Origin of the sequence: Leucobacter sp. BZR 635, assembly GCF_048061935.2 — a bacterium.
Taxonomy (GTDB): Bacteria; Actinomycetota; Actinomycetes; order Actinomycetales; family Microbacteriaceae; genus Leucobacter.
Genome location: NZ_JBLUNZ020000046.1, coordinates 45058 through 70529, shown reverse-complemented (window position 1 = coordinate 70529; position 25472 = coordinate 45058). Strand labels below are relative to the sequence as shown.

Sequence of the window (25472 nt, the reverse complement as noted above, 5' to 3'; positions counted from 1 at the left end):
TGCTCCCTTGCTCGGTGCTGCCTATTGTTGCACGCAGCCACCGCAGTGAGCCAGAACCGGCTACCGCGAACGCGGGAAGCGCGAGCGCAGCGCCTCGACGCCCTGCTGGGCTGCGCGACGCACCTCGAGTACCGGATCCTTCGTGAAGGTGCGGATGCTGTCGAGATCCTCCGGGTTGCCGACCGCGCCCAGTGCGCGAGCGGCGGCTGCGCGCACGCGCGGGGTGCCGTCTGACGCGAGGACCAAGAGCTCGTCGACCGCGGGCAGGCCGCGCAGCGCGATGACGCGGCAGCCCATCTCGCGCACGCGCCAGGCTGGGTTCTCGAGCGAGGTCAGCACCGGCGAGATTGCAGAGTCGGACCAGACATGCTGGAGGGCGCGGAGACCCCAGAGCTCAGGCCAGTACAGAACGGGTGCGCCGTTCAAGATTCCCTGCGCGTGCTCGCCGCCCACGTAGAGGAGGAACTCCTCGCCCTCGTAGCGGCCGTCCATCAACGAGATCGAGCGGGCAACGACCTCTGCCTCGCCGTAGTGTTCAACCGCCTTGGCGATCCGCTGCCCGAGGGGCAGGTCAAGGGTGGCCTGGGGGAACGATGGATCCTGCTGAGAAGTTTCTGACACGCCTCAATCATAGGCACCCGGCACCAGCTCAGGCGGTGAGCGCACACAGGCCGTGGCCGCAGCGAGGCGGTAACCCGCCCTCGTGCTACAGCCGGGCCTCGCCCACGCGCCAGTACCCGGAGAACACGATGCGCGCTTTGTCGACGCCGCGCTCGTTCACGAGGTGGCGACGGATCTGCTGCACACCCTCGCGCTCGCCGCAGATCCACGCCGATGCGATCTCGCCGGGTACGGCCGCTGCGCGAACCGCACGCTCGAGCGCGACACCGGGGCGACCGTCGCGGTCGACCCAGGTGACGCGCTCGCCGAGATCTTGGCGGTCGCGCGGATCCGCGGTTTCGATGAACACGTGCATTGTGGCGTGGCGCTCGCTGTCGGCGGCCTCAAGAATGCGTGAGATTGCTGGGATCGCCGACTCGTCACCCGCGATCACCGTCGTGCCCGCGCCCTTCGGCGGAGTATAGAGCGCGGTGCACTCGCGCACCCCGAGCTCGGATCCGGGCCGCGCTGCGCGGGCGAAGCGGGTCCCCGGGCCCTCGTCGCCGTGCACGACGAAGTCGATGTCGATTTCGGCGAGCTCCGGCCGGTGCCTGCGCAGGGTGTACCAGCGCAGGTCGGGGCGCACGGCTTCTGGCAGCGCGGCGACGGCGGCGCGGATCGCGTCGCCGTGATCTGACTCCGGAAGCGCGAGGCTCGACGCCGTGCCGCGGGGAAGGAGCAGCCCGAGGTACTCGTCGGCTCCCAGCGGCGCGTAGTCGGCGAGTTCCGGGGCGGTGATAGTGATCCGGCGCATGCCCGGGGTCACCCACTCGGCCGCGGTGACGCGCGCGCCAAACACGCGGGCCTGGGTGCGGCGGGGCCTGCGCGGGGTGCCCGCTGCGCCTGTCGGGCTGGGGAGCTGGGATCTGGTGTGGTTAGGCACGGCGACGACCCTCCCGCCAGAGAAGCCAGAGGAAGAACCCGCCGCCGAGTGTGATGGTGACGACGCCAACGGGCACGGGGAACGCGAATGCGTAGAGTGCGACAAGGTCGCTCACGAGCAGCAGCGCCGCACCCGTGAGCCCCGCAGCGAGGAAGCTCTCTGCCCGGCAGAGCCTGCGCGCGAGGTGTGGCGCGACGAGGGCGACGAACGAGATCGGCCCAGCGGTCGCGACCGCCACCGCGACGAGCAGGGTGGCGACGAAGAGCAGGATCCAGCGCGTCCGTGCCGCGTTCACGCCGAGCCCGATCGCTGCGCTGTCGCCGAGGGTCATGGTGCGCGCGTCGGCCGCTTTCCAGAGCAGAATCGGGGCAGCCACCGCGAGCACCGCGACAGCTGGAACGAGGTCAGCCCAGCTGCGGCCCTGCAGCGAGCCGACGAGCCAGGTCTGCGCGGTCGTCGCGCTCGCCACGAATACCTGCGAGAGCACGTAGTCGACGACTGCTCCGGCGATCGCGGAGAGCGCGACACCCGTGAGTATCAGCTGCACGCCGTGCAGCCCGGTGCGGGCCGTGAGCGCGACGATGAGCGCTGCCATCGCGACAGCGCCAATGAGCGCACCGAGGCTTGCCTGGGCGGTGGATCCGCCCCACACGAGCATCACCATGACCGCTCCGACCGAAGCGCCGCCGCTGATGCCCAGGATGTCGGGGCTTGCAAGCGGATTGCGCGTGAGCATCTGGAAGACCGCTCCCGCGACCGCGAGGCATGCGCCGACGGTGATCGCGACGAGCGCGCGGGGGAGCCTGCGGCCGAGGATGAAGAACTCGGTTCGCTGGTCGGGCGCGTTCCCGCGGAACGTCTCGATGATCTGCGCGGGCGTGACGGTGAACTCGCCGAGCATCAGCGCGGCGACCACGAGCCCGAGGAGCAGCACCACGAGCGCAGCGCAGACGCGGGCGGTGCGGCTGCTCGAGCGCAGCGACCACTTTCCGCGCGGATCCCGCAGCACCAGATCATCGCTGGTCAAGGCATGGTCGCGCACGCGCAGGCTCATGAGAGGCCCGCCTTTCGCCGCCCAACCACAAAGGCGATGAGGAGGGGCCCGCCAATGAACGCCATGACCACGCCCACCTGCACCTCAGCGCCGCGACCAATGACCCGACCGAGCACGTCTGCGGCGAGCAGCAGCGCCGGGGCTGCGAGCAAGGAGAGGGGAAGAACGGCCCGCAAGTCTGGCCCCACGAGACGGCGCACGAGGTGCGGCACAACGAGCCCGACGAACGAGATCGGGCCGGCGAGGGCTGTCGCGCTGCCGCAGAGCAGGGTCACGGCGATGAGCACGAGCGGCCTGACGAGGCCCGGGCGTACGCCCAGCGCGATAGCGCTGTCGTCGCCGAGCGCCATCATGTTGAGGGCCGGGGTGAGAGCAAGCGCGAGCACCGTGCCGACGGCGAGGAACGCGATGAGCGGCACCGCCTCCTCGATGGGCCTGGCCGTGAGCGATCCGACCCGCCAGAACCTGTAGGCGTCGAGCACCGTCTCGCTTGTGAGCACGAGTGCCTGCGACAGCCCGACGAGGACTGCGGAGAAGGCGACACCCGCAAGTATCAGGCGCACCGGGGAGCCCGCGACGAAGCGGCTCGCGGAGAACGCGAAGATCACTGCGGTTGCCAGCGCGGCTCCTGCGAGCGCGAACCAGATCGCGCCGGCCGCTCCGATCGCGCCGAAGAACGTGATGCCGATCACGACGCCGAATGAAGCGCCCGCGTTGACGCCGAGAATTCCGGGATCGGCGATCGGGTTGCGCGTGAGCGCCTGCATGAGCACACCTGCGGCCCCGAGCGCGGTACCGCAGAAGAGCGCGTTCACCGTCCGGTTGACACGCAGAGTGCCAACAATATTCAGCACACTCTCAGATCCCGATCCAAACAGCGACTGGACCACCTCGCCGAACGGCACAAACCGCGCCCCCACTGCGAGGCTGAGTACCAGCGCGGCAGCAAGGATCGCGGCCATGGCGAGGCCGACACCCCAGCGGGTGGCGGGGCGCACGGCCGACGGCTCAGTTCTTGGCGGCCGGGTGGCGGTGAGAAGGGGCACAGAAAGTAAGTGTAGCCATACCTTCATATGATGAATGTCGTGAACAATCCAAAGCGCAAACAAATTCGTCAGCTGATCTCGACAATCGCGGCCGTCTCAGGCGTCGCATTGCTCGCCGCTGGATGCAGCCCGGCTGCCAGCGATGCACCGGAGAAAGCCCCCGCCGCCGGCAGCTCATACACCGTCGAACACGCAATGGGGGAGACGACCTTCGACGCCATCCCCGAACGCATCGTCGTGTTGGACTCACCCCAGATCGACGCGCTCGTCGCGCTCGGCATCACCCCGGTGGGTGCGCCCGAGATCGGTGAGGGCCGCTCGTTCCCCGGCTACCTCGCTGACAAGCTCGACGGCACCGAACCGACCGGGTACATCGCAGAACCAGACATCGACGCGATCGCGAACCTCGCCCCAGACCTGATCCTTGGCTCGAAGGTGCGCCACGAGGCGCTCTACAAGGAGCTCTCGGCGATCGCGCCGACAGTCTTCTCCGAAGACACCGGCACAAACTGGACAGAGCAGGCCGAACTCGCCGCTGAAGCCGTGAACCAGTCGGACGAGATGGACCAGAAGATCGCCGAGGTCGCCGCGCGCGCCGCCGAAGTCGGCGAAGCAGTGGGTGCAGAAGGCAAGACCGCCTCGATCGTGCGCTTCCGCGCCGACAACTTCCGCCTCTACGGACCCGGCACGTTCTCCGGATCGCTGCTCGCAGACATGGGCTTCGAATTCGGCGACAAGGGCTGGAACGAGTGGTCGATGGCTGAGCTCAGCCCCGAACTCTACGAAGAGATCGACGGCGACGTCGTGTTCTACATGAGCCCGGGCGGCGACCCCGCAGCAACCACGCAGAAGCAGATCACCGAGCTCTGGTCTGCGCTCCCCGCGGTCAGCGGCGGCTCGGCCTACGAGGTCGCCGACGACACCTGGATGGTTGGCATCGGCGTGCTCGGAGCAAACCTCATCATCGACCAGGTCGAAGAGAAGCTCTCGTAAACTGAACCGGTCGGGTCGCGAAACTCTGTGGACCCGACCGGTGGCCCGCGGCGGGTAGCCGCCTGTCAGCCGCCCGCCCTCATCACGCCGGAGATCTCAGCTATGCCCCAAGCCCCAGCCGCTCTCGAAACCCGCGGCCTCGTCGTTGCCTACGACCAAAAGGTCGTCGTCGACGGGGTAGACGTCGCGCTGCCGAAGGGATCCTTTACGGTCATCCTCGGCCCCAACGCGTCTGGCAAGTCAACCGTGCTGCGATCCCTCGCGCGCGTGCTGAAACCGGAGTCTGGCGAGATCCTCTTCGACGGCCGGCGGCTCGAAGAATTCGGCTCGCGGGCCCTCGCCCGCGAGATGGGCCTGCTCCCGCAAGACACCGTGATCCCCGAGGGAATGCGCGTTGCCGACCTGGTATCGCGCGGCCGGCACCCCCACCACACCCCGCTCCAGCGCTGGAGGGCCGCAGACGATGACGCGACGCGCGACGCACTCGAGGCTACGGGAACCGCCGACCTTGCCGGGCGCTTCGTCGACCAGCTCTCGGGCGGTCAACGTCAGCGGGTGTGGATCGCCCTGCTGCTCGCCCAGCAGACCCCCGTGATGCTGCTCGACGAGCCCACTACGTTTCTCGACATCGCGCACCAGTACGACCTGCTCGACCTGCTGCGCCGGCTCAATGGCGAGGGCAAGACGATCGTCGCCGTGCTCCACGACCTCAACCAGGCGGCCCGATACGCCGACCACCTGGTGCTCATGAAGGAGGGGCGGGTCGTTGCGACTGGATCGCCCTCGGAACTCATCACCGCCGAGCGCGTGCGTGAGGTATTCGGCATCGACGCGGTCGTGTGCCCGGACCCCGTGACCGGTACACCTATGGTCGTGCGGAAATAGCGGGAGTTCGTCGCGAGCCAGTCGACGGCCGGCGCGCGGAAAGATGAAGCCCCGGCGATGTGGCTAGCCACGCATCGATCCTGGGGTGCCAGGTTGAGTCGTGCCGTCGAACGGGCGCGGCGTCAGCCCTCGAACCGGCGCGGCCTAAGCCGCTGGCAGTGTTCGCAGGGCGACAGCCTGGCTTGCCGCGAAGAGCGCGACGTCGACCGCGATAGCGAGAACGGCGACCAGCGCGAGGAGTGTCCCCGCGGCCGTCGCGCAGAGAGCTACGAGCAACGCGGCCAGGACGTTCACGCCCATCACCATGCGCAGCGCAGAGCGGATGCGCAGCTTCACCACCATCCACAGCACGAGCCCGGCCCAGACGGTCACCGCGACGCCCGCCGCGGCGATGACCGGTTGCGGAAGCGCGACCACCGCCGCGATCGAGGGCGCGCTGAGAGCGACCGCTGCACCCAGGATCGCGCAATAGATTGCGTCAAGTCGAAGGCTCCACACGCCAAACCTGTGACCGTTGATGCGATTCATTTCCGTGCTCCATCTCAGGAAGGGCAGCTGTGCGGGCGAACTGCGAGTGTTCCCCGCGTCGAAGCTGCTCGGCTTCGACGCGGGGCGAAAGGCGGCTAGCGCAGGCGGGCCTGTGCGTGCCTGCGGGTGTAGGCGGTCGCGAGCGATGCGGCCCCCAGCACGGTTGCGAGCAGAGCGATCCCGATCGCGGGCTTCATCGAGTCGCCGGCACCGGTCTCGGCGATTTCGCCAGGATTCCCCTGAGCGCTAGTCAACGACGCATCTGGCGTTGGTGTCACCGGGCCGACTGGCTTCTCGTCGATGACCGGAGGCTTGACGGGGACGACGGGCGGAGTCACCGGGTCGACGGGCGCAATGACAACCTTCGACTGCTCGTGATTGAGGTTTCCGGCATACGTGATGGTGAACCCGGCGTCTGCTCCGGTAAAGCCATCAAGCGTGAATGAGCCCTTGTCGTCCAACTCGACGGTCACCGGTGCAGCTCCGCCGGAGCGTTCGATAATCGCTGATCCCGATGGAACCGAATCGTACTTGGCAGCCACGGTCCCGGTGAGGACCTGCCCGGTGAGCGTATGGCTGATCACCGTGGGGGACTGCACGACCCGAAGTGTCCCAGACACTCGGCCCTCAGGGGCGTCGCTCGCTGCGATCGCCCTGGCTGGCGCATAGGCCCCAATGACGACCGGGTACTCTCCGACGTCGAGGCTCCGCGGAGCGAGGGTGAGGAACGCCCTGGAGCCCTCTGTACTGTCAGGGTCTGAAAGCTCATCTCCGACAGCAAAGAAGAGCGGGTCCTTCTGGGTGAGCTTCGAGAAGTCCCCACTCAGTTTTGCAGCCTGACCGTAGGTGACGGTGAGGTCATCGGCGGGAACTTCCCAGACCGTAGGAAGGATCTTGATGGTCAAGAGCTTCGAGGATCCCGCGGGTCCCGCGACGCGCAGAGCGACTGCATCGCTCCCGCCCAGGGATCCGGAGAACGTAATCTCGGTGTCTGAGACACGTGTGAAGTCGAAGGAGGTATCTTCGGCAAAGACTTCTGTCACGCCTCCGAAGTTCTTCCCCGTGAGAGTGAACGTCGTGTAGGCATAGGAAGTGACGCTCGAGGGGCTCACGGAAGTGAGCTCGGGCACGGCGGTGATGGGTGCCTCTGAGACCGACGCGGGAGGATCCTGCGGGGCGGCGTGCGTGGCGCTGGTTCCCAGTGCCATCATCGCGATTGCCCCCAAGATGGCAGCGGTCGTTGTTTTCGTTCTGGCGGTTCTCATTTGTGTGAGCCTTCCCTGGTGGCGGTGTTGTGTGAACGGGCCGGTGGAGACTGACCTCCGCCGCGGAGCAGCGTGCTCGGGCTGGGCCAAGCAAAAGGAGTCACCTAATTTTTCTAGTGTTTTCCCATCGAGTCAACTCGGGAAACGCGAAGCCTGATCCGCTAGGTGTCATCCGCCCAGCTGCTTCCGCCCAGCTGCTTCCGCCCAGCAGCTTCCACTCAGCAGCTTCCGCCGTTTATCGGGGAGGAAGAGGCCGCAGTCGCGAACGAGAACGGGGCAAGAGAAGTGCTCCTTCTCTTGCCCCGCAGATGGTGCGCGAGGGGGGACTTGAACCCCCACGTCCGAAGACACTGGAACCTAAATCCAGCGCGTCTGCCAATTCCGCCACTCGCGCGTGTGTGCCTACTGCGGCACCGATCTAGACTATCGGCACTTTGCTGCGCGGGGTGACACTCGCGGGGCAGGTCGCAGACGCGGGCGTGCGGGAATGGCTCGAGTGCGGTGCGAGCGGACAGGTGTCTCGCGGGTGTTGTGCAAATGTCAGAGGCGTGTGGGGTAATAAGAGTATGGCTTCCACCGGACACTTCACGCAGACCCAACTGGGGGTGATCGATGCGTCCGTCACGCTCTTTGAAGCTCACGAGGCGCAGCGACGACGCCTCGAGGCCGAACAGCTCTCCGCACTCGCGGCGGCATTGAATGCCGCGGTGGGATCCGGCGGCGCGGTGGGATCCGGCGGGACGGCGGGATCCGGCGGGACGGTAGGTCCCGGCGGGGCAGTGGGCCCCGGCGGGGGAACGTGTCCCAGCGGTGGAACGGCTCCCAGCAGGGGAGCGTGGCCCAGTAGGGCAACGATGGCGGATCGCGAGCTCGCCTACCGCTCCCTGCGCCTCGAGGTCGCGACCGCCCTGCACGAGAGCGAGCGCATCGCCGAGCGGCTCCTTGCCACCGCGTACCTCGCGCAAGAGCAGTTTCCCGCCACCCTCGAGGCACTGCGCGAGGGCGAGATATCGCTCAACCACGTGCGCGTTGTCACTGATGAGGGTGCGCCGCTGGAAACAGGCAATTGTGAGGTCGACTCACCGAGGCGAGCCCAGTACGAGCGGGAGGTTCTCGAATTCGCTCGAGAAGAGACCCCGAACCGGCTCCGCCCGATCGCCCGCCGGCTGGCGGCTGCGTACTCCGAGCAGACACTGGCCGAGCGGCATCAAGAGGCGCTGAAGCGCCGCTTCGTTCGAATCGTTCCGCTTGAAGATGGAATGGCCGACCTTGTCGCGTGCCTGTCTGCTGAAGATGCCTACGCGATCCGCGATCGGATCACGCAGCTCGCGAAGAACTCCCTGCAGGCTGAAGCGGCGTCCTGCGCGGCGGAGGCCCGCGACCCCAACGACGGGTCGCCGCTGCCCCGCTCCCGCGAGGAGGCGCGCACCGACGTCTTCCGGGATCTGCTGCTGGGCCGCAAGACTCGCGATACCGACAAGCAGGACCTGGTGCAGGCGCGGATCCAGGTGGTGATTCCCGCTCACGGTCTCGCCGAGCTCATCGGATACGGGCCGATCGACACACTGACCGCCTCACAGATCGCCGCCGCGGCGGCGGACTGGGAACGAATCGCGGTCGATGAGGCCGGCGGCGTGGTCTCCGTCGACCGTTATCGGCCGACGGCCAACATGACGCGCTTCCTCGCAGCTCGTGACCTGCACTGCAGGGCTCCGGGCTGCAGGGTGCCGGTCACCCGCTGCGACGGAGACCACACGGTAGACGCGGCGCTCGGCGGGCCAACAGCAACAGACAATCTTGCGCACCTCTGCCGCGGGCACCACACCCTGAAACACCACACGGATTGGAGCGTCGTCCAGCTGAACGACGGGGTCGTGAAATGGACCAGTCCTAGAGGCAGAGAGCACTTCGACCGGCCGCCCAGCAGGGTGAGATTCAGAAAACCGAGTTCTACCAGCCCTCCGAAAAATAGCGCAACCGTTCGCTCTTAGCGGCTGAGCGCGCCGTCCCCGGAACCATCGCTCACGACCTCGGCCCCCTCGGGCAGGGCCGTGCCCGCAGGCACGCGCACCGTCACGAATGCTGTTGGGGCCGACGCGGGCGCGGTAGCCGGCGCAGTAGCCGGCGCAGCCGAACTCACGGGCGCGCTGTCACCGGCAAGCCCGGCCTCAATCGCGCCTGCGCTGAACCCGCCAGCGGGCGAGGGGGCGTGATGCTGCGACATGCGATCGATCCAGGCGAGCGCCAGCGCCGAGATGATGAACGCGAGGTGGATCATGACCTCCCAGAACACGCCATCGTTCGAATAGATGACCTTGCCGTCGGCACCGCGCACGATGCCGTCCTCCATGCGCCCGACCTCGATGAAGGTCTTGAGGAGATGGATCGAGGAGATCGAGATGATCGACACCGCGAGCTTCACCTTCAGCAGGTTCGTGTTCACGTGCGACAGCCACTCGGGCTCGTCGTGGTGCCCCTCCACGCGGATCTTCGACACGAAGGTCTCGTACCCGCCGATGATCACCATGATGAGCAGGTTCGCGATCATCACGATGTCGATGAGCGCGAGCACGCTGAGCATCACGTCGGTCTCGGTGATGTTGCCCGAGATGATGACGTTCTCAAACAGGTGCCAGAGCTCAACAAAGAAGAGCACGACGTAGACGCCCTGCGCGATGATCAGGCCGAGGTAGAGCGGTGCCTGCAGCCAGCGGCTCGCGAAAATGAACGCGGCAAGCGTGCGTGAGGCGGCTCCCGGGCCGCGGTCGGTGCTGCGCTGGATCGGCGGCATCGAGCGTTGGTTCACGTGTGATCTCCCGTGTGGCGCGGTGGTGCGAAGAATTTGAGAGTCAAATGCTATCCCAATGGCCGGGCGCGTCGCTGGCAAAAAACCCCGGAACTGCGCGACGCTCGGCCGTGGCGCACGAGCGCTCGCGAACGGGCGGGTTATACTTGCTCTCTGCGAAGGGGAGTATTCCACCTCGCTCGTGTCGTCAATACGCTGTGCGCAGATCGCGCAGCCGGTACGAGCGCGGAACAACCTGAAGAGGATCGGTTCCGGGGAGAGACTTTCGGAGTTTTGCGCACCCTGCGCCGTTCAGCACCCCGTGCCGTTCAGCGCAGCGCGCCATCCGAAGGAGAACGTCTCTACCGTGACAACAGCACTTCCGCTCTGGTTCGAAGTAGGATCCATGGTCCTGCTCACGGCCATCCTGATCATCGACCTGCTGCTCATCATCAAGCGGCCCCACGTCCCCTCGATGCGTGAGGCCAGCCTCTGGGTCGGCTTCTATGTGCTGCTCGCGCTGCTGTTCGCGGGAGCGATCTACCTCATCGGTGACGCCCAACATGCGACTGAGTTCGTGGCCGGCTGGCTCACTGAGTACAGCCTCTCGATCGACAACCTCTTCGTGTTCGTGCTCATCCTGGGAGCCTTCAAAGTCCCGACTGCCTACCAGCAGCGGGCGCTCATGATCGGCATCGTGCTTGCGCTGCTGTTCCGCGGCATCTTCATTCTCGCGGGCGCCGCGATTATCGAGCGCTTCATCGCCATCTTCTTCATCTTCGGCGCGTGGCTCATCTGGACCGCGTGGCAGCAGGTCAAGCCCGGTGGGCACGAGGATCACGGCGACAGCTGGCTCATCCGACAGGTCAAGAAGGTCGTCCCGTTCACCGACGAGTACCACGGCGGCAAGCTCAGCGTTACTGTCGAGGGCAAGCGCATGTTTACGCCCTTCCTACTCGTGCTGATCTCGCTCGGCGCGACCGACCTGCTCTTCGCGCTCGACTCGATCCCCGCGATCTTCGGCATCACGCAGAGCCCCTTCATCGTGTTCACCGCGAACGTCTTCGCGCTCATGGGCCTCCGCCAGCTCTACTTCCTGCTTGGCGGTCTGCTCGACAAGCTCCCGTACCTGAAGTACGGCATCGCCGCGATCCTCGCGTTCATCGGCGTGAAGCTCATCCTGCACGCCCTCCACGAGAACGAGCTCTCGTTCATCAACGGCGGCCAGCCGGTTCCCGTGCCCGAGATCACGACCGGCATGTCGCTGATGTTCATTCTCGCGGCAATGGTGATCTCGACCGTTGCGAGCGTCTGGAAGGCCAAGCAGGTTGCACGCAAGACTGGCGAGACGCTGCACTTCGGAGCCGCCGAGACGCAGTCCGACCAGGACGGCGGCGCGGGCGACACCCCGAAGGGGAGCTAGCCACCGAGCGTTGGGTGGTCGCCCGCCGGCGTGCGGGGACCACCCATCGGAGGCGCGGGGGAATTGATCGCTGAGCCTCAGTGTTAGACTCTTCATCATGCGTCAGCGGCACCAGCTTCTTCGTGGCCGCGACGGGATCTAGCCTCCGGCCGCCCGTCGCGGGGTTCTTGCACGGCCGATTCACTCGCGTTCGCAGCCTCACAGGCTCGAGCTACGCGAAGCAAGAGAATGAAGAGAAGCAATGACTGACACGAAGCCCCGTACGGTGCACCCTCGCACGCTGGCCGAGAAGCTCTGGGACGACCACGTGGTCGTCAAGGGTGAGGCGGGAGATCCCGACCTCATTTACATCGATCTGCACCTCATCCACGAGGTGACCAGCCCGCAGGCCTTCGACGGACTGCGGGTCGCAGGTCGCCCGCTGCGCCGGGTTGAGAACATGATCGCGACGGAGGATCACAACACCCCGACGCTGAACATCAACCGGCAGATCGAAGACCCGACAAGCCGCGTGCAGATCGAAACGCTCCGCGCCAATGTCGAAGAGTTCGGGGTCCGTTCGCACCCGCTCGGCGACAAGGAGCAGGGCATCGTGCACGTTGTCGGCCCGCAGCTCGGCCTCACCATGCCGGGCATCACGGTCGTCTGCGGCGACAGCCACACCTCGACGCACGGCGCCTTCGGCGCGCTCGCGTTCGGTATCGGCACGAGCGAGGTCGAGCACGTCATGGCGACGCAGACGCTCTCGTTGAAGCCGTTTAAGACGATGGCGATCAACGTCGAGGGCGAGCTTCGCCCGGGCGTGACCGCGAAAGACATCATCCTTGCGGTGATCGCGAAGATCGGCACCGGAGGCGGACAGGGCTACGTCCTCGAGTACCGCGGTTCGGCGATTCGCAACCTCTCGATGGATGGCCGCATGACCATCTGCAACATGTCGATCGAGGCTGGCGCGCGCGCCGGCATGATCGCGCCCGACGAGAAGACCTTCGACTACGTCCAGGGCCGCGACCACGCACCCCAGGGTGCCGATTGGGACGCGGCGGTCGAGTACTGGAAGACGCTTCCCACCGACGAGGGCGCGGTGTTCGACGCCGAGGTTTCGATCGATGCGAGCACGCTTGAGCCGTTTGTTACCTGGGGCACGAACCCCGGCCAGGGCGTGCACCTGAGCGACGCCGTGCCGAACCCCGCCGACATTGCTGACCCGAACGAGCGCGCAGCCGCCGAGCGTGCGCTCGAGTACATGGATCTTCAGGCTGGCACGCCGATGAAGGAGATCCCCGTCGACGCGGTCTTCATGGGCTCCTGCACGAACGCCCGCCTCGACGACCTCCGCGAGTTCGCGAGCATCATCCAGGGCAAGAAGAAGGCAGAGGGTGTTCGCCTGATGGTCGTCCCCGGATCCGCACGCGTGCGGCTCGAGGCCGAGGCCGAGGGCATCGACAAGATCGTCGAGGACTTCGGCGGCGAGTGGCGCTTCGCCGGCTGCTCGATGTGTCTCGGAATGAACCCCGACCAGCTCGCTCCGGGGGAGCGCTGCGCTTCAACGTCAAACCGCAACTTCGAGGGCCGACAGGGCAAGGGCGGCCGCACACACCTCGTGTCGCCACTCGTCGCTGCCGCGACCGCGATCCGCGGCACACTGTCGAGCCCGTGGGACCTGCAGGCCGACGCAAACCAGAAGGTGGAGGCGTAACCATGGAGAAGTTCATCACGCTGGAGGCCACGGCCACGCCGCTGCGCCGCTCGAACGTCGACACTGACCAGATCATCCCGGCAGTGTTCTTGAAGCGGGTCACGAAGACAGGCTTCGACGACGCCCTCTTCTACCACTGGCGTCAAGACGCCGACTTCGTGCTGAACAAGCCGGAGTTCACGGGATCCGAGATCCTCATCGCCGGCCCAGACTTTGGCACCGGCTCCTCGCGCGAGCACGCCGTATGGGCGCTGCGCGACTACGGATTCAAGGTCGTTATCTCAGCACGCTTCGCCGACATCTTCCGCGGCAACTCCGGCAAGCAGGGCTTGCTTGCCGCGCAGGTGTCAGAGGAAGACGTCGAGCGGCTCTGGGCGGTCATCGAGGCCGACCCCAAGACCACCGTCACCGTGAACCTCGAAGACCGCACGGTCTCCGCCGGTGACCTGACAGTTTCGTTCGATATCGACGATTACACTCGGTGGCGTCTCATGGAGGGTCTCGATGACATCTCCTTGACGCTTCGTAATGAACAGGCGATCACCGACTTTGAGGCACGTCGTCCAAGCTGGATGCCGCAGACGCTGCCCGTGAAGACCGCCTAGGGAGGCCCGTACGTGAGTAACGCAGAACAGCCGATTGTCCCGGAGAACCCGGAGACCTCGGAGAATGACGCCTTGGCGCGAGACAACGCGAACCAGGGTGCCAAGGTAGGCCTGAGCTCAGACGAGATCATCATCAAGGGCGGCAAGCCGCTCGAGGGCCGCATCGAGGTGCGCGGGGCGAAGAACCTCGTCACCAAGGCGATGGTGGCGACGCTGCTCGGCAAGACCCCGAGCGTGCTGCGCAACGTGCCGAACATCTCTGATGTTCGCGTCGTCGCAGGCCTGCTCGCGCTGCACGGCGTGCTCATCACCAAGGGTGAAGACGCAGACGAGTGGCACTTCGACCCGTCAAACGTCGAGGTCGCGCACAAGGCCGACATCGACGCGCACGCGGGCTCCTCGCGCATCCCGATCCTGTTCTGCGGCCCGCTGCTGCACCGGCTCGGCGAGGCGTTCATCCCAGACCTGGGTGGCTGCCGCATCGGCGACCGCCCGATCGACTTCCACCTTGACGCGCTGCGCGAGTTTGGTGCCGTCGTCGAGAAGCTGCCGAGCGGCATCAGCCTCACCGCCCCGAACGGGTTGAAGGGCGCGAACATCGAGCTGCCGTACCCGTCGGTCGGAGCGACCGAGCAGGTGCTGCTCACTGCGGTGCTCGCCGAGGGACAGACCGAGCTGCGCAACGCAGCGATCGAGCCCGAGATCATCGACCTCATCTGCATCCTGCAGAAGATGGGCGCGATCATCTCGATGGAGCCGAACCGCGTCATCTTCATTGAGGGCGTCGAAGAGCTCCGCGGCTACGACCACAAGGCCATCTTCGACCGCAACGAGGCCGCAAGCTGGGCAGCAGCCGCGCTCGCGAGCAAGGGCGACGTGTTCGTCGGCGGCGTGAAGCAGGAAGAGATGATGACCTTCCTGAACGCCTACCGCAAGGTCGGCGGCGACTTCGACGTGCGCGACGACGGGATCCGCTTCTGGCATCCCGGCGGCGACCTGAAGCCGGTCACGATCGAGACCGATGTGCACCCCGGATTCATGACCGACTGGCAGCAGCCGCTCATCGTGGCGCTCACGCAGGCCGTCGGGCAGTCGACGATCCACGAGACCGTCTACGAGGATCGCTTCGGTTTCACCGACGCCCTGAACAAGATGGGTGCCGCCATTGAGGTGCACCCGGACGGGCTCGCCGATAAGGCACGCCGTGTGAAGCGGCGCGAGTTCGAGCAGGCAGCGGTCATCACTGGCCCGACGCCGCTGACCGCGGCCGACGTGGTCGTGCCTGACCTGCGAGGCGGCTTCAGCTACCTCATCGCGGCGTTGATCGCCGACGGCGAGTCGAAGGTGTCGAACATTGGCATTATTGCTCGCGGCTACGAGAACATCATCGAGAAGCTCCGCGTGCTCGGTGCTGATTTCCAGTTCGAAGGCTAACGGTTCGGGCCGACGAGTCTCAGCGATGGATCCCGCGCCGCACGGCGCCTATGCTGTTGCGTGCGCGGGATTGCGAGATAATCAAAGTATGACGAAAACGGTGAAGCTGCGAAACCGTCCGGGGGCCGAAAAACGCAAGCCCTCTATGTTTTGGCTGCTTGCGGGCCTGGTGTTGCCGGTGTGGTCGCTGATGGTGCGTTACCGCTTTACGCCGAACTCATCGCTGCCGAAGACCGGGCCGTTCATTCTGGCCCCGAACCACTTCAGCGAGATCGACCCCGTGGCGATGGGCGTCGCCGTGTGGCACCTGGGCCGCGTGCCGAGGTTCCTCACGAAGGCCAGCCTGTTCAAGGTGCCGGTGTTCGGCTGGATGCTCCGCAAGAGCGGGCAGATTCCGGTCGAGCGTACGGGCACGATGCGATCCACCGGGCTCGACAACCCGATCAGCTCGGCGAGCAAGCTCATCGAGAGCCAGGCCGGCGTCGTCGTCTACCCCGAGGGCACGCTCACGCGCGACCCCGATCTCTGGCCCATGCGCGGCAAGAGTGGCGCGGTGCGGCTTGCGCTCGAGAGCGGTGTGCCGCTGATTCCCGCGGCACACTGGGGCACCCAGGAGCTCATGCCGCGCTACGGCAAGTCGATCAAGCCGTTTCCGCGCAAAACCATCGAGGTCGCCATTGGCGAACCCCTCGACATGAGCGAGTTCAAGGGGCGCCATGTCGACCAGAAACTGATTAACGAGGCGACAACGAAGCTCATGAACGCGATCACTGCACTGCTCGAGGGCCTGCGGGGCGAGAAGGCCCCGGCTGAGCGCTGGGATCCAACGCAGCACCAGCAGAACGAAACAGGTCGTTTTTGAACGCCGCGCGGGGCGGTGCGCAGCGCGCTGCGAAGGTTGCGGTCATTGGTTCAGGCAGCTGGGGCACCACCTTCGCGAAGGTGCTCTGCGACGCCGGATCAGACGTCACGGTCTGGGCTCGCCGCTCGGAGGTCTCTGACGAGATTCAGGTCGCGAAGCGCAACAGCCAGTATCTCCCCGGGATCAACCTGCCGAAGAACCTGAAGGCCACCTCGGACCTGGCAGAGGCGCTGCGCGGCGCGCGACTCGTGTTCCTCGCCGTGCCGAGCCAGTCGCTCAGGCAGAACCTCCTCGACATCGAGCCGTTCCTCGAGCCGACGAGCGTGCTCGTGAGCCTCGTGAAGGGCGTCGAGCGCACCACGACGATGCGCATGAGCGAGGTCATCCACGACACGCTCGATTTCGAGCCCGAGCGCATCGCCGTCGTCTCCGGGCCAAACATCGCGCTCGAGATCGCGAAGGAGCAGCCCACCGGTGCCGTCGCCTCGTGCGCGTCGCTGGAGATCGCTGAAGAGGTCGCGAAGGCCTGCTCGGCTCCCTACTTCCGCACCTACGTGAACACCGACGTTGTCGGCACGGAGCTCGGCGGTGTACTCAAGAACCTCATCGCGCTCGCGATCGGCATCGTCGACGGGGTGGGGTACGGCGAAAACACGAAGGCCTCGATCATCACCCGCGGCCTCGCCGAGATGACCGCGTTTGCGGTTGGCCAGGGCGGTGACCCCATCACGCTCTCCGGGCTCGCAGGCCTCGGCGACCTCATTGCAACTTGCCAGTCGCCGCTGTCCCGGAACAACACGGCTGGCCGGCTTATCGGCCAGGGCTACTCGCAAGAGGAGACCCGCGAGCAGATGCAGCAGACCGCCGAGGGCATCACCTCGGTGGCCCCGATCCTTGAAATCGCACACGCACAGGGCATCGTGATGCCCATCGTGCAGCAGGTTGGCATGGTGCTCGACGGCGAGATGGAGCCGAAGAACCTCGGCCCGCACCTCGCAACCGAGGACGGTATTCCGCGGCGCGAGCTCGTGCTCGGCCGCCAAACGACGACTGGGTGGCGACGGTTCTTCGGTCGCCGGAAGGAGCGCACCAAGTGAGCGCAGTTCAGGCAGCAGATCAGACGCCCGCGAATGAGGCCCCCGCAGATGAGGCACCAGCGGAGCGCAAGCAAACCATCGCACTGTTGTTCGGCGGGCGGTCGAGCGAGCACGGCATCAGCTGCGTGACGGCGGCGGGGATCCTCCGCGCCATCGACCGCGCGCGCTTCGACGTGCTGCTCGTTGGCGTCACCAAGCGCGGCGCGATGGTGCTCATGCACGAGGACGACCTCGCCGACTACCGACTCGACGGGCCCGCGCTTCCCGAGGTGCGCGACAACGGGACCCGGGTGATCTGGCCCGCCTCGGTTGACACGCGCTCGCTGACGCTCGTGTCGAGCGACGGCTCGCTGAGCACGCTCGGTCACGTCGACGCCGTGATGCCGACGCTCCACGGCCCCTACGGCGAAGACGGCACCATCCAGGGCATGCTCGACTTCATCGATATGCCCTACGTCGGCTCGGGCGTGCTCGGGTCTGCGCTGTGCATGGACAAGCACCTGGTGAAGGTTGTGCTGCAGAGCATGGGGATCCCCGTCGCTCCCTGGCGCACCATCACGCGCGGCGAGGTGGATCGCGACCCCGCAATCGTCTCGACCCTCGACGAGGGGCTCACGTACCCGCTGTTCGTGAAGCCAGCGCGCGCCGGATCCTCCGTGGGCGTGAGCCGCGTCACCGAGGCGTCGGAGATCCCCGCGGCGCTCGAGATCGCGTTCGCAGAGGATCGCACGGTGCTTGTCGAATCCGGCATCACCGGCCGCGAGGTCGAGATCGCCGTGCTCGAGGGCCGGGAAGGCCAGCCGACCCGCACGAGCGACGTGCTCGGCGAGATCGTCGTCACCGGCCGCGAGTTCTACGACTTCGAGGCGAAGTACCTCGGTGCCGGGGGAGTCGAACTCGTGCTGCCCGCAAAGGTCACGCCAGAGGAGTTCACCGCGATCCGCGACGCCGCTGTGCGCGCGTTCGAGGGCACGCAGGCGCGCTCGCTGTCGCGCATCGACTTCTTCCTCACCGAGAACGGCCCCGTGCTCAACGAGATCAACACGCTGCCCGGCTTCACGCCGGCATCGATGTACCCGATGCTCTGGGAGGCCTCCGGGCTGGGCTACACCGCGCTCATCACCGAGCTCATTGAGCTCGCGCTCGAGAAGCGCCCAGCGTACTAGCCCGCGTAGACTGAAGTGCCCGCGCGGACTGACCTGCTCGCGCGGGCTGACGTCCTCGCGCGGCTGTTTATCCCTCGTCCTTGGGCTTGGCGTCGGGCGCGACGTCGGTCTGGGGCTGGTCGCCGAACTGCGAGTCGTCGATGCTGTCGGTGATCGCGGTGCACTTGCGCTCCTGCGGCAGCTTTGACACCGAGCCGCTGAGCTCGGTGATCACATTGGTGCCGCTCACGCCCTCATCAGCGTTCACAATCACCTCGAGCCCCGGGTTGCGGCCGTAGGCCTCGAAACGGAAGAGCGGGGCGCGTGAGTCGTCGATGATCCAGTCGACGCCGTTGACCGTCACGCAGCTATCGGTTGTCGGGCCGCTCGGCTCGATGCCGCAGTAGAGCAGCACGCTCGAGGGATCGCCCCATGCGCCGGTCGCCTGCGCGTTCGTGAATCGCCTGTCGAGGCCGTCGACCGAGGACGGCAAGCGCACGATGACATCGGCGCAGGCGGGGTTGTTCGCGTCGGGAGCAGGTTCCATCGGAACATCGGTCGCGCAACCACTGAGGGTCATCGCGATGGCCCCGGCTGCGAGAATGAGGGCGCTGGAACGAACTGCACGAGCTTTCACGCTGTAAGCCTACCCGCCGGCGCTCGGGAGAACCGGGAGAGCGCTGAGCGTGGGGCAGGCTGAGCGCTGGGCGGGCGGAACGGGCCGCCAGTCCGGGTCGGCTTGCTCGGCAGCTCCTGCTTGCCCCGCAGCTCCTGCTTGCCCCGCAGCTCCTGCTTGCCCTGCCCCCGTAGCCCGCCCCCGTAGCCCGCCCCCGTACCCCGCCCCGTGCCCCGCCCCTTCTCCCTGACGCACGCGGTACCGTAGGGGAGTGATGACTGTGGGAGAACTCGGCGAATCTGGCGTGCTCGCGCGCATCCTGGCGCAGCTCGGGGCTGCTCGGGCTGCGAGTATCGGGCCCGGAGACGACTGCGCGGTGCTCGCGAGCGTCGGCGATGTCGCAATCACGACCGACACGATGATTGAGGGCCCCGACTTTCGGCTCGCCTGGCACGAGGGCTTCGACCTGGGCTGGAAACTCGCGGCGACCAACCTCTCCGACGTCGCAGCAATGGGGGCCCGCCCGACCGCGCTGACGGTCGCGCTCGCCTGCCCCAAGAGCACCCCCGTCGCGCTGCTTGAAGAAATCTCCCGCGGCCTCGACGCCGCCTGTCGCGAGCTCGCCCCCGGGTGCGGAGTCGTCGGAGGCGATCTCGGACAGGCCCCCGTGCTCACCGCCGCAGTCACCGCCATCGGAGACCTCGAACGACGCACGCCCGTGACGCGCAACGGGGCGAAGCCCGGCGACACAGTCGCGTACTCGGGGGTGCTCGGGCTCGCGGGGCTCGGGCTCTCGCTGCTCTTCGAGCACTGCGCCGACGCAGACGGAACAGCACACTCGATCGGGCTCGCCGAGCTCCGCAACACTCACTCCGCCGAGCTCTCCGCGCAGTTCGCGCCGCGCGCACCGATCCACGACGGCATCCTCGCGAGCGAAGCGGGGGCGACAGCCATGATGGACGTCTCTGACGGGCTCTCACTCGACGCCGATCGGCTCGCGCGGGCCTCCGGGGTGCGGATCGACTTCAGCCCCGAGCTGCTCCTCGCCGGCTTCGAGGCCCAACAGGGGATCAAGGTGCCGCTGCGGGCCATGCTCGACGGCGGCGAAGACCACGGCCTGCTCGCGTGCTTCCCGCGGGGCACCCAGCTCCCCGGCGGCTTTGTCGCGATCGGCGAGGTGCATGCCGCAGCTGGTGAAAGCATCACAGTTGGCGGGTCGCCCTATACCCCGAGGGGCTGGGATCCCTACAATAAGCTCACCACACTCAACAACCCCGCAACGCTGAGTAGCGACGCTGCTGAGTAGTGACCCGCCTGCGCCTGCCCTGAGGGCTCGGGCCCACAACTGAGGGAGACCGCATGACCCAGATCACCGTCACCGGATCAGCCGAGGCCCGAGTTCCCGCAGACCAGGCCGACATCTACGCATCCGCCTCGCAGCGCGACGCCGTACGCGAAACCGCGCTGCAGGCCGCGAACGAGGCCCATGCCAAGCTCGTTCGGCGCGCGCAGGCGCTCGTGGCCGAGGGCGCGGCGATCCACTATGTCGCCGACCCCGTGTCGACCTATTCGAACTCGTGGCGCGACGAGCGCGGCGACAACGTGGTTGAGCACCAGGCACACGCAAGCGTGCGGATCGTGCTGACCGCCCTCGACCGCGTCGGTGAGGTCGCCGCCGAGCTCACCGAGAGCGGAGCGGATGTTCGGGTGCAGTGGGAGCTGGGCGCAGAGCTGCGCGATGAGTGGACCCGGAACCTGCGCAGCGCAGCGGTGAAGGATGCCCGCGCTGCCGCCGAGGACTTCGCCGAGGCGATCGAGGCACCCGCCCTCACCCTCGTGTCGCTACGCGACGGCCGCTCTGGTGGCGGGCCCTCGCCCATGGGCGACGCGCGGTTCGCGATGGCCGCCGCTGCGGCCCCTGAGGTGACCGTTGGCCAGATCTCGGTGAGCGTGCAGGTCGAGGCCACCTTCACGGCTGCGTAGGCAGGTGCGCTGGGCTGAGGATCCGCAGAGCGGTCCACAGCTCGGCGCGAGTGTCGGGGGAGTCGATGTCGCGCTGCAGCAGGCTCGCTGCCGTGCGGATCCGCGCGCGCAGTGTGTGCCGGTGGATCTCGAGCTCCTCCGCCGCCGGTGAGAGCTGACCGTTGTGGCGCAGCCAGGCTTCAAGGCTGCGCTCGATCTCGTCGCCGTGGCGCAGGTCGTGCGTGCGCACCGGCGAGAGGAAGCCCGTGGCGCGGCGGCGAGCGTCCTGGCTTTGGCCGATGAGCTGCAGGAGCCCCGCGTGCATGGCGGGCCGGTATTCGACGAGCTTGCCGCGGAGCGGGGCTCCGGTTCCGGTGCTTCCCGCGCCGCTACCTGCCGCGCGACTGCTCGCCGCGGGATCGGGCGGGAGCGCCTCGGAGAGCGCGTGTTCGAGTGCCCGATCCGCCTGCGCGACGAGCTCGCCCAGGTCGTCGAGCGCCCCGCGCTCAGACAACCCGCCTGGCAGACCGCGCACCAACTTCTTCGCGGCGGGAATCTTGGCGGCCTCGCAGACGAGCAGTAGCCTGCCGTCAACGAGCCCCGCCGCGTGACCGTCGCCGAGCGCTGTGAGATCGAGGCCGGGGTGGCTCCCCGCGAGCGCGATGACCGACACCTGCCCGCGCGGCAGCCGCGGCAGTAACGGCCCGGCGATGTCCTCAGCGAGGCCCTTGTGGCCGGCAACCAGCAGCTTGATGACCGCGGCGGCAAGTGCGGCGATGGATCGCTCAGCCGTCGTGGATCGTGGCGAGTGTGTGCTCGTGAGCCTGTCGATGGTTTGCGCGTGGACGGCGGCGTCGATGAGCCGCGCTGCCGCCCGCGTGATCGCGATGAAGGGCGTGTCGTACGGTACCCGGATGAGGGGGAGGCCCAGACGCTCGCACGCTTCGACGAGCGTGGGCGGGATCCGATCCCACTTGATGCCGACACCCACCCCGAGCGCGGTCGTGCCGGCGGCAACGAGCCGCGAGACGTACGCCTCCGCCGCGCGCAGGCCCAGCGTCGTCTTGAACTGCGCCCCGGTGGTGAGCAGCACGGTGCGCGGCGTGAGGAACGGCGTGGGGTCTGTGAGGTCGCTCGAGTGCACCCACTGCACCGTGCGTGCGCCGGTGTTATCGTCGCCGCCGGCCACGACAACCAGGCCGAGCTCGTAGTCGCGCAGTAGCGTGTCGAGATCGATCCAGGAGTGAATTGCCGGTTCGGCGAAATATTGCATCATCAATCGCCATTATGGCATCTCATCTCGGAGGCTGCGACTCGTATCCTGAGAGGTATCAGTCGCGCGGAGGAATACCCGCCGCGCGCCCCCACCACACAACGTAAGGAGACATCCATGACTCTCACCGGCGGACCCTCACTCCCGCAGGAGCGCAAGCTCGTCACCAGCATCCCCGGCCCGAAGTCGCAGGAGATGCTCGCACGTAAGAACGCAGCGGTTGCCGCTGGCGTCGGCGTCGCACTCCCCGTCTCCATCGTTGCCGCAGGCGGCGGCGTCATGGTTGACGTTGACGGCAACTCGCTCATCGACCTCGGCTCGGGCATCGCCGTGACCGGCGTCGGCAACTCGGCTCCGGCCGTTGTCGAGGCAGTCACCGCGCAGGTCCAGCAGTTCACCCACACCTGCTTCACCGTCACCCCCTACGAGGGCTATATCGCCGTCGCAGAGAAGCTCAACGAGGTCACCCCCGGTGACTACGAGAAGCGCTCCGCGCTCTTCAACTCGGGCGCCGAGGCAGTGGAGAACGCGATCAAGATCGCGCGCCACTACACCAAGCGTGACGCAGTCGTCGTCTTCGACCACGCCTACCACGGTCGCACCAACCTCACCATGGGCATGACGGCAAAGAACATGCCGTACAAGGACGGCTTCGGCCCGTTCGCTCCCGAGGTCTACCGCGTTCCCACCTCGTACCCGTACCGCGATGGCCTCTCGGGCATCGACGCTGCCGAGGTTGCGCTCACGCAGATCGAGAAGCAGGTTGGCTCGAAGAACGTTGCGGCGATCATCATTGAGCCGATCCAGGGCGAGGGTGGCTTCATTGCTCCCGCAGCAGGCTTCCTCCCCGCGATCCAGGAGTGGGCAACCGCCAACGGCGTCGTCTTCATCCTCGACGAGGTGCAGACCGGCTTCGCCCGCACCGGCGACCGTTTCGCAGCTGATCACGAGGGCGTTGTTCCCGACCTCATCACCACCGCGAAGGGCATCGCAGGCGGCCTTCCGCTGTCGGCAGTAACCGGCCGCGCCGAGATCATGGACTCCGCGCACGCAGGCGGCCTTGGCGGCACCTACACCGGCAGCCCGATCTCGTGTGCAGCAGCGCTCGCAACGATCGACACCTACGAGAAGGAAAACCTCGCAGCTCGCGCAAACGAGATCGGTGCAATCATCACCGAGTTCTTCGCAGAGCTCCAGAAGACCGACGACCGCATCGGCGACATCCGTGGCCGCGGCGCAATGATGGCAGTTGAGTTCGTCGAGTCGGGTTCGAAGACCCCGGCTGCCGCACTCACCGGCGCTATCGCGAAGCACGCAGCAAACGAGGGCGTCATCCTCCTCACCTGCGGCACCTACGGCAACGTCGTACGCTTCCTCCCGCCGCTGTCGATCTCCGACGAGCTGCTCCGCGAGGCGCTGCAGATCGTCGCAGACGCGCTGGCAGCAAACTAGTTCGTAGCTCCACGCTCGAAGTATTTTTAGGCTGAAAGGACAGACCGTTATGGCTCTCAAGCCCAACGAACAAGAACTCCTCGACCGCGTCCCCTCCGGGCTCTCGATCGGCGGCAAGTGGGAAGACTCCACCTCGGGCGCGACGTTTGACGTCCGCGATCCCGCAACCGGCGAGGTCATCAAGACCATCGCCGACGCAACCGTCGAAGACGCAGTGCGCGCACTCGACTCGGCCGTGGCCGTGCAGGACGAGTGGGCAGCAACGTCGACGCGCGAGCGCTCGAACATCCTGCGCCGCGCATTCGACCTGCTGCAGGAGCGCAAGGAAGAGTTCGCGCTGCTCATGGCCATGGAGATGGGCAAGCCCATCGCTGAGGCACGTGGCGAGGTGAACTACGGTGGCGAGTTCCTCCGCTGGTTCTCGGAAGAGGCTGTGCGCGTGCGCGGCGACTACCGTCAGAACCCCGAGGGCACCGGCAACATGGTTGTCTCGCACATCCCCGTGGGCCCCTGCTACTTCATCACGCCGTGGAACTTCCCGCTGGCAATGGCGACCCGCAAGATCGCTCCGGCGCTCGCGGCTGGTTGCACCGTCGTCATCAAGCCCGCAGCGCTCACCCCGCTCACGACAATGTTCTTCGCGCAGCTGCTCGAGGATGCCGGCGTTCCCGCCGGAGTCGTGAACGTCGTGCAGACCTCGAAGTCGAGCGCGCAGTCCAGCGCACTCCTCTCCGACACCCGCCTGCGCAAGCTCTCGTTCACCGGCTCCACCCCGGTCGGCGTGACGCTGCTCCAGGCTGCTGCGCAGAACGTGCTCCGCACCTCGATGGAGCTGGGTGGCAACGCCCCGTTCGTCGTCTTCGAAGACGCGGATCTCGATAAGGCTGTTGAGGGCGTGCTGCTTGCGAAGTTCCGCAACATCGGCCAGGCCTGCACCGCTGCGAACCGCATCATCGTGCACGAGTCGGTCGCTGACGAGTTCGCTCGTCGCGTCGGCGAGAAGGTGTCGGCGATGAGCATCGGCCGCGGCGCTGAAGAGGGCAACGACATCGGCGCGCTCGTCGAGGAGAAGGCCGTCGCAAACACGGCTCGCCTCGTCGCAGACGCAGTCGAGACCGGCGCCACCATCATCACCGGTGGCGAAGCGATCGACGGCCCCGGTTACTTCTTCCAGCCGACCGTCATCGACAAGCTCAGCCCGCAGTCGGCGATCATGCGCGAGGAGATCTTCGGACCGGTCCTCGGCATCATCCGTTTCTCGACCGAGGAAGAGGCAGTCGAGCTCGCAAACGCGACCGAGTACGGCCTCGTCAGCTACGTCTTCACTGAGGACATCGCTCGCGGACACCGCATGATCGAGAAGCTCGAAACCGGCATGATGGGCCTGAACACCGGCCTCGTCTCGAACGCTGCGGCACCCTTCGGTGGCCTCAAGCAGTCGGGCATCGGCCGCGAGGGTGGCTTCGAGGGAATCCACGAGTTCCTCTCGACGAAGTACACGCTCATCCCGCGCTAAGCCGCGCTGAGCCCGAAACGGCGGGGTGTCGGAGAGATTTCTCTCCGGCGCCCCGCCGTTTCTGCATCCTGGCCGCCCGTGTCTGCGCGCCGAGCCCCTACATCCTCCCTGCCCCGATTAATTCATTCCGACCCGTGCACAGTCCGAACAAGACGCGCACGAGAAAACTGGGGTCGGAGAGGACGGGCGCGGGGTCGCCTGCCGACATCTGGGTTCGGGGCTGCGGTCGGTGGGCCTTGTTGTTCTGGCGTTTCCGTGAGTCCGGCAATGCTGCTGAACTAGTGGTCAG

The 25472-nt window shown here is 66.8% G+C and carries 23 protein-coding genes and 1 tRNA gene; 14 read left to right on the top strand and 10 right to left on the bottom strand.

Annotated elements, in window-relative coordinates; genetic code table 11:
- Positions 1–60 precede the first annotated feature (60 nt).
- The 4 genes from ACI1US_RS09615 to ACI1US_RS09600 form a co-directional block, all read right to left on the bottom strand.
- The gene (locus tag ACI1US_RS09615) at positions 61–621 is read right to left on the bottom strand and encodes a HEAT repeat domain-containing protein (protein WP_461640000.1); all 561 of its coding nucleotides are present in this window, start codon (positions 619–621) and stop codon (positions 61–63) included.
- An 85-nt stretch (positions 622–706) separates the two neighbouring features.
- Positions 707–1543: a siderophore-interacting protein gene (locus ACI1US_RS09610; RefSeq protein ID WP_461639998.1), complete on the bottom strand. Its 837-nt coding sequence runs from the start codon at positions 1541–1543 to the stop codon at positions 707–709.
- Positions 1536–2597: a FecCD family ABC transporter permease gene (locus ACI1US_RS09605; protein WP_461639997.1), complete on the bottom strand. Its 1062-nt coding sequence runs from the start codon at positions 2595–2597 to the stop codon at positions 1536–1538. The genes ACI1US_RS09610 and ACI1US_RS09605 overlap by 8 nt, the downstream gene beginning before the upstream one ends.
- Positions 2594–3643, bottom strand: coding sequence for a FecCD family ABC transporter permease (locus ACI1US_RS09600; RefSeq protein WP_461639995.1), 1050 nt, complete (start codon positions 3641–3643; stop codon positions 2594–2596). Before ACI1US_RS09600 ends, ACI1US_RS09605 begins: the two co-directional genes overlap by 4 nt.
- A gap of 39 nt (positions 3644–3682) precedes the next feature.
- On the opposite strand from ACI1US_RS09600, the gene ACI1US_RS09595 reads away from it, so the two are divergent.
- Positions 3683–4636 carry an ABC transporter substrate-binding protein gene (locus ACI1US_RS09595; protein WP_461639993.1) on the top strand — a complete coding sequence of 318 codons (954 nt, stop codon included), beginning with the start codon at positions 3683–3685 and terminating at the stop codon, positions 4634–4636.
- Between the two features lie 102 nt (positions 4637–4738).
- Positions 4739–5521 (top strand): ABC transporter ATP-binding protein, encoded by a 783-nt coding sequence (locus tag ACI1US_RS09590; protein ID WP_461639991.1) that lies wholly within the window; start codon positions 4739–4741, stop codon positions 5519–5521.
- 144 nt (positions 5522–5665) lie between these two features.
- On the opposite strand, the gene ACI1US_RS09585 is transcribed toward ACI1US_RS09590, so the two are convergent.
- The 3 genes from ACI1US_RS09585 to ACI1US_RS09575 all read right to left on the bottom strand — a co-directional run bounded on the left by ACI1US_RS09585 (position 5666) and on the right by ACI1US_RS09575 (position 7708).
- A complete protein-coding gene (locus ACI1US_RS09585) occupies positions 5666–6049 on the bottom strand; it encodes a hypothetical protein (RefSeq protein WP_461639989.1) in 384 nt (127 codons plus the stop codon).
- Between the two features lie 95 nt (positions 6050–6144).
- On the bottom strand, positions 6145–7314 hold the full coding sequence (locus ACI1US_RS09580; protein WP_461639987.1) for an IPT/TIG domain-containing protein: 1170 nt from the start codon (positions 7312–7314) through the stop codon (positions 6145–6147).
- A 309-nt stretch (positions 7315–7623) separates the two neighbouring features.
- Positions 7624–7708 (bottom strand) — tRNA-Leu (locus ACI1US_RS09575).
- Positions 7709–7880: 172 nt separating this feature from the next.
- Between ACI1US_RS09575 and ACI1US_RS09570 the strand changes: the two genes are divergently transcribed.
- Positions 7881–9305: an HNH endonuclease signature motif containing protein gene (locus ACI1US_RS09570; protein ID WP_461639985.1), complete on the top strand. Its 1425-nt coding sequence runs from the start codon at positions 7881–7883 to the stop codon at positions 9303–9305.
- Here ACI1US_RS09570 and ACI1US_RS09565 read toward each other — a convergent pair.
- Positions 9302–10120, bottom strand: a complete 819-nt coding sequence (locus tag ACI1US_RS09565; RefSeq protein WP_461639983.1) for a TIGR00645 family protein — start codon at positions 10118–10120, stop codon at positions 9302–9304. The two genes, ACI1US_RS09570 and ACI1US_RS09565, sit on opposite strands and share 4 nt — an antisense overlap.
- Positions 10121–10466: 346 nt before the next feature.
- Between ACI1US_RS09565 and ACI1US_RS09560 the strand changes: the two genes are divergently transcribed.
- The 7 genes from ACI1US_RS09560 to ACI1US_RS09530 all read left to right on the top strand — a co-directional run bounded on the left by ACI1US_RS09560 (position 10467) and on the right by ACI1US_RS09530 (position 18385).
- Positions 10467–11522 (top strand): TerC family protein, encoded by a 1056-nt coding sequence (locus ACI1US_RS09560; RefSeq protein WP_416549686.1) that lies wholly within the window; start codon positions 10467–10469, stop codon positions 11520–11522.
- 241 nt (positions 11523–11763) lie between these two features.
- A complete protein-coding gene (gene leuC, locus ACI1US_RS09555; protein ID WP_416549685.1) occupies positions 11764–13221 on the top strand; it encodes a 3-isopropylmalate dehydratase large subunit in 1458 nt (485 codons plus the stop codon).
- A gap of 2 nt (positions 13222–13223) precedes the next feature.
- Complete coding sequence (gene leuD / locus ACI1US_RS09550; protein WP_416549684.1) at positions 13224–13826, top strand: 3-isopropylmalate dehydratase small subunit; 603 nt, start codon at positions 13224–13226, stop codon at positions 13824–13826.
- Between the two features lie 72 nt (positions 13827–13898).
- Positions 13899–15260, top strand: a complete 1362-nt coding sequence (gene murA, locus ACI1US_RS09545) for a UDP-N-acetylglucosamine 1-carboxyvinyltransferase (protein WP_416549689.1) — start codon at positions 13899–13901, stop codon at positions 15258–15260.
- An 88-nt stretch (positions 15261–15348) separates the two neighbouring features.
- Positions 15349–16122: a lysophospholipid acyltransferase family protein gene (locus tag ACI1US_RS09540; RefSeq protein ID WP_416549683.1), complete on the top strand. Its 774-nt coding sequence runs from the start codon at positions 15349–15351 to the stop codon at positions 16120–16122.
- On the top strand, positions 16119–17219 hold the full coding sequence (locus tag ACI1US_RS09535; RefSeq protein ID WP_416549682.1) for an NAD(P)H-dependent glycerol-3-phosphate dehydrogenase: 1101 nt from the start codon (positions 16119–16121) through the stop codon (positions 17217–17219). The genes ACI1US_RS09540 and ACI1US_RS09535 overlap by 4 nt, the downstream gene beginning before the upstream one ends.
- Before the next feature lie 77 nt (positions 17220–17296).
- A complete protein-coding gene (locus ACI1US_RS09530) occupies positions 17297–18385 on the top strand; it encodes a D-alanine--D-alanine ligase family protein (RefSeq protein WP_416549688.1) in 1089 nt (362 codons plus the stop codon).
- Between the two features lie 67 nt (positions 18386–18452).
- Here ACI1US_RS09530 and ACI1US_RS09525 read toward each other — a convergent pair whose 3' ends face one another.
- Positions 18453–19001 (bottom strand): DUF3515 family protein, encoded by a 549-nt coding sequence (locus ACI1US_RS09525; RefSeq protein ID WP_416549681.1) that lies wholly within the window; start codon positions 18999–19001, stop codon positions 18453–18455.
- Between the two features lie 253 nt (positions 19002–19254).
- Here ACI1US_RS09525 and thiL point away from each other — a divergent pair, with 253 nt between their 5' ends.
- Positions 19255–20286, top strand: coding sequence for a thiamine-phosphate kinase (thiL, locus tag ACI1US_RS09520; RefSeq protein WP_461639979.1), 1032 nt, complete (start codon positions 19255–19257; stop codon positions 20284–20286).
- A gap of 53 nt (positions 20287–20339) precedes the next feature.
- Positions 20340–20963, top strand: coding sequence for an SIMPL domain-containing protein (locus tag ACI1US_RS09515; RefSeq protein WP_461639977.1), 624 nt, complete (start codon positions 20340–20342; stop codon positions 20961–20963).
- Here the strand turns inward: ACI1US_RS09515 and ACI1US_RS09510 are convergent.
- Positions 20950–22218, bottom strand: coding sequence for a PucR family transcriptional regulator (locus ACI1US_RS09510; protein ID WP_416549679.1), 1269 nt, complete (start codon positions 22216–22218; stop codon positions 20950–20952). The genes ACI1US_RS09515 and ACI1US_RS09510 overlap by 14 nt on opposite strands.
- Positions 22219–22332: 114 nt before the next feature.
- On the opposite strand from ACI1US_RS09510, the gene gabT reads away from it, so the two are divergent.
- Together gabT and ACI1US_RS09500 are read left to right on the top strand one after the other, a co-directional pair.
- The gene (gene gabT, locus ACI1US_RS09505; protein WP_416549678.1) at positions 22333–23667 is read left to right on the top strand and encodes a 4-aminobutyrate--2-oxoglutarate transaminase; all 1335 of its coding nucleotides are present in this window, start codon (positions 22333–22335) and stop codon (positions 23665–23667) included.
- Between the two features lie 49 nt (positions 23668–23716).
- Positions 23717–25183 (top strand): NAD-dependent succinate-semialdehyde dehydrogenase, encoded by a 1467-nt coding sequence (locus ACI1US_RS09500; protein WP_416549677.1) that lies wholly within the window; start codon positions 23717–23719, stop codon positions 25181–25183.
- Positions 25184–25472: the final 289 nt, after the last annotated feature.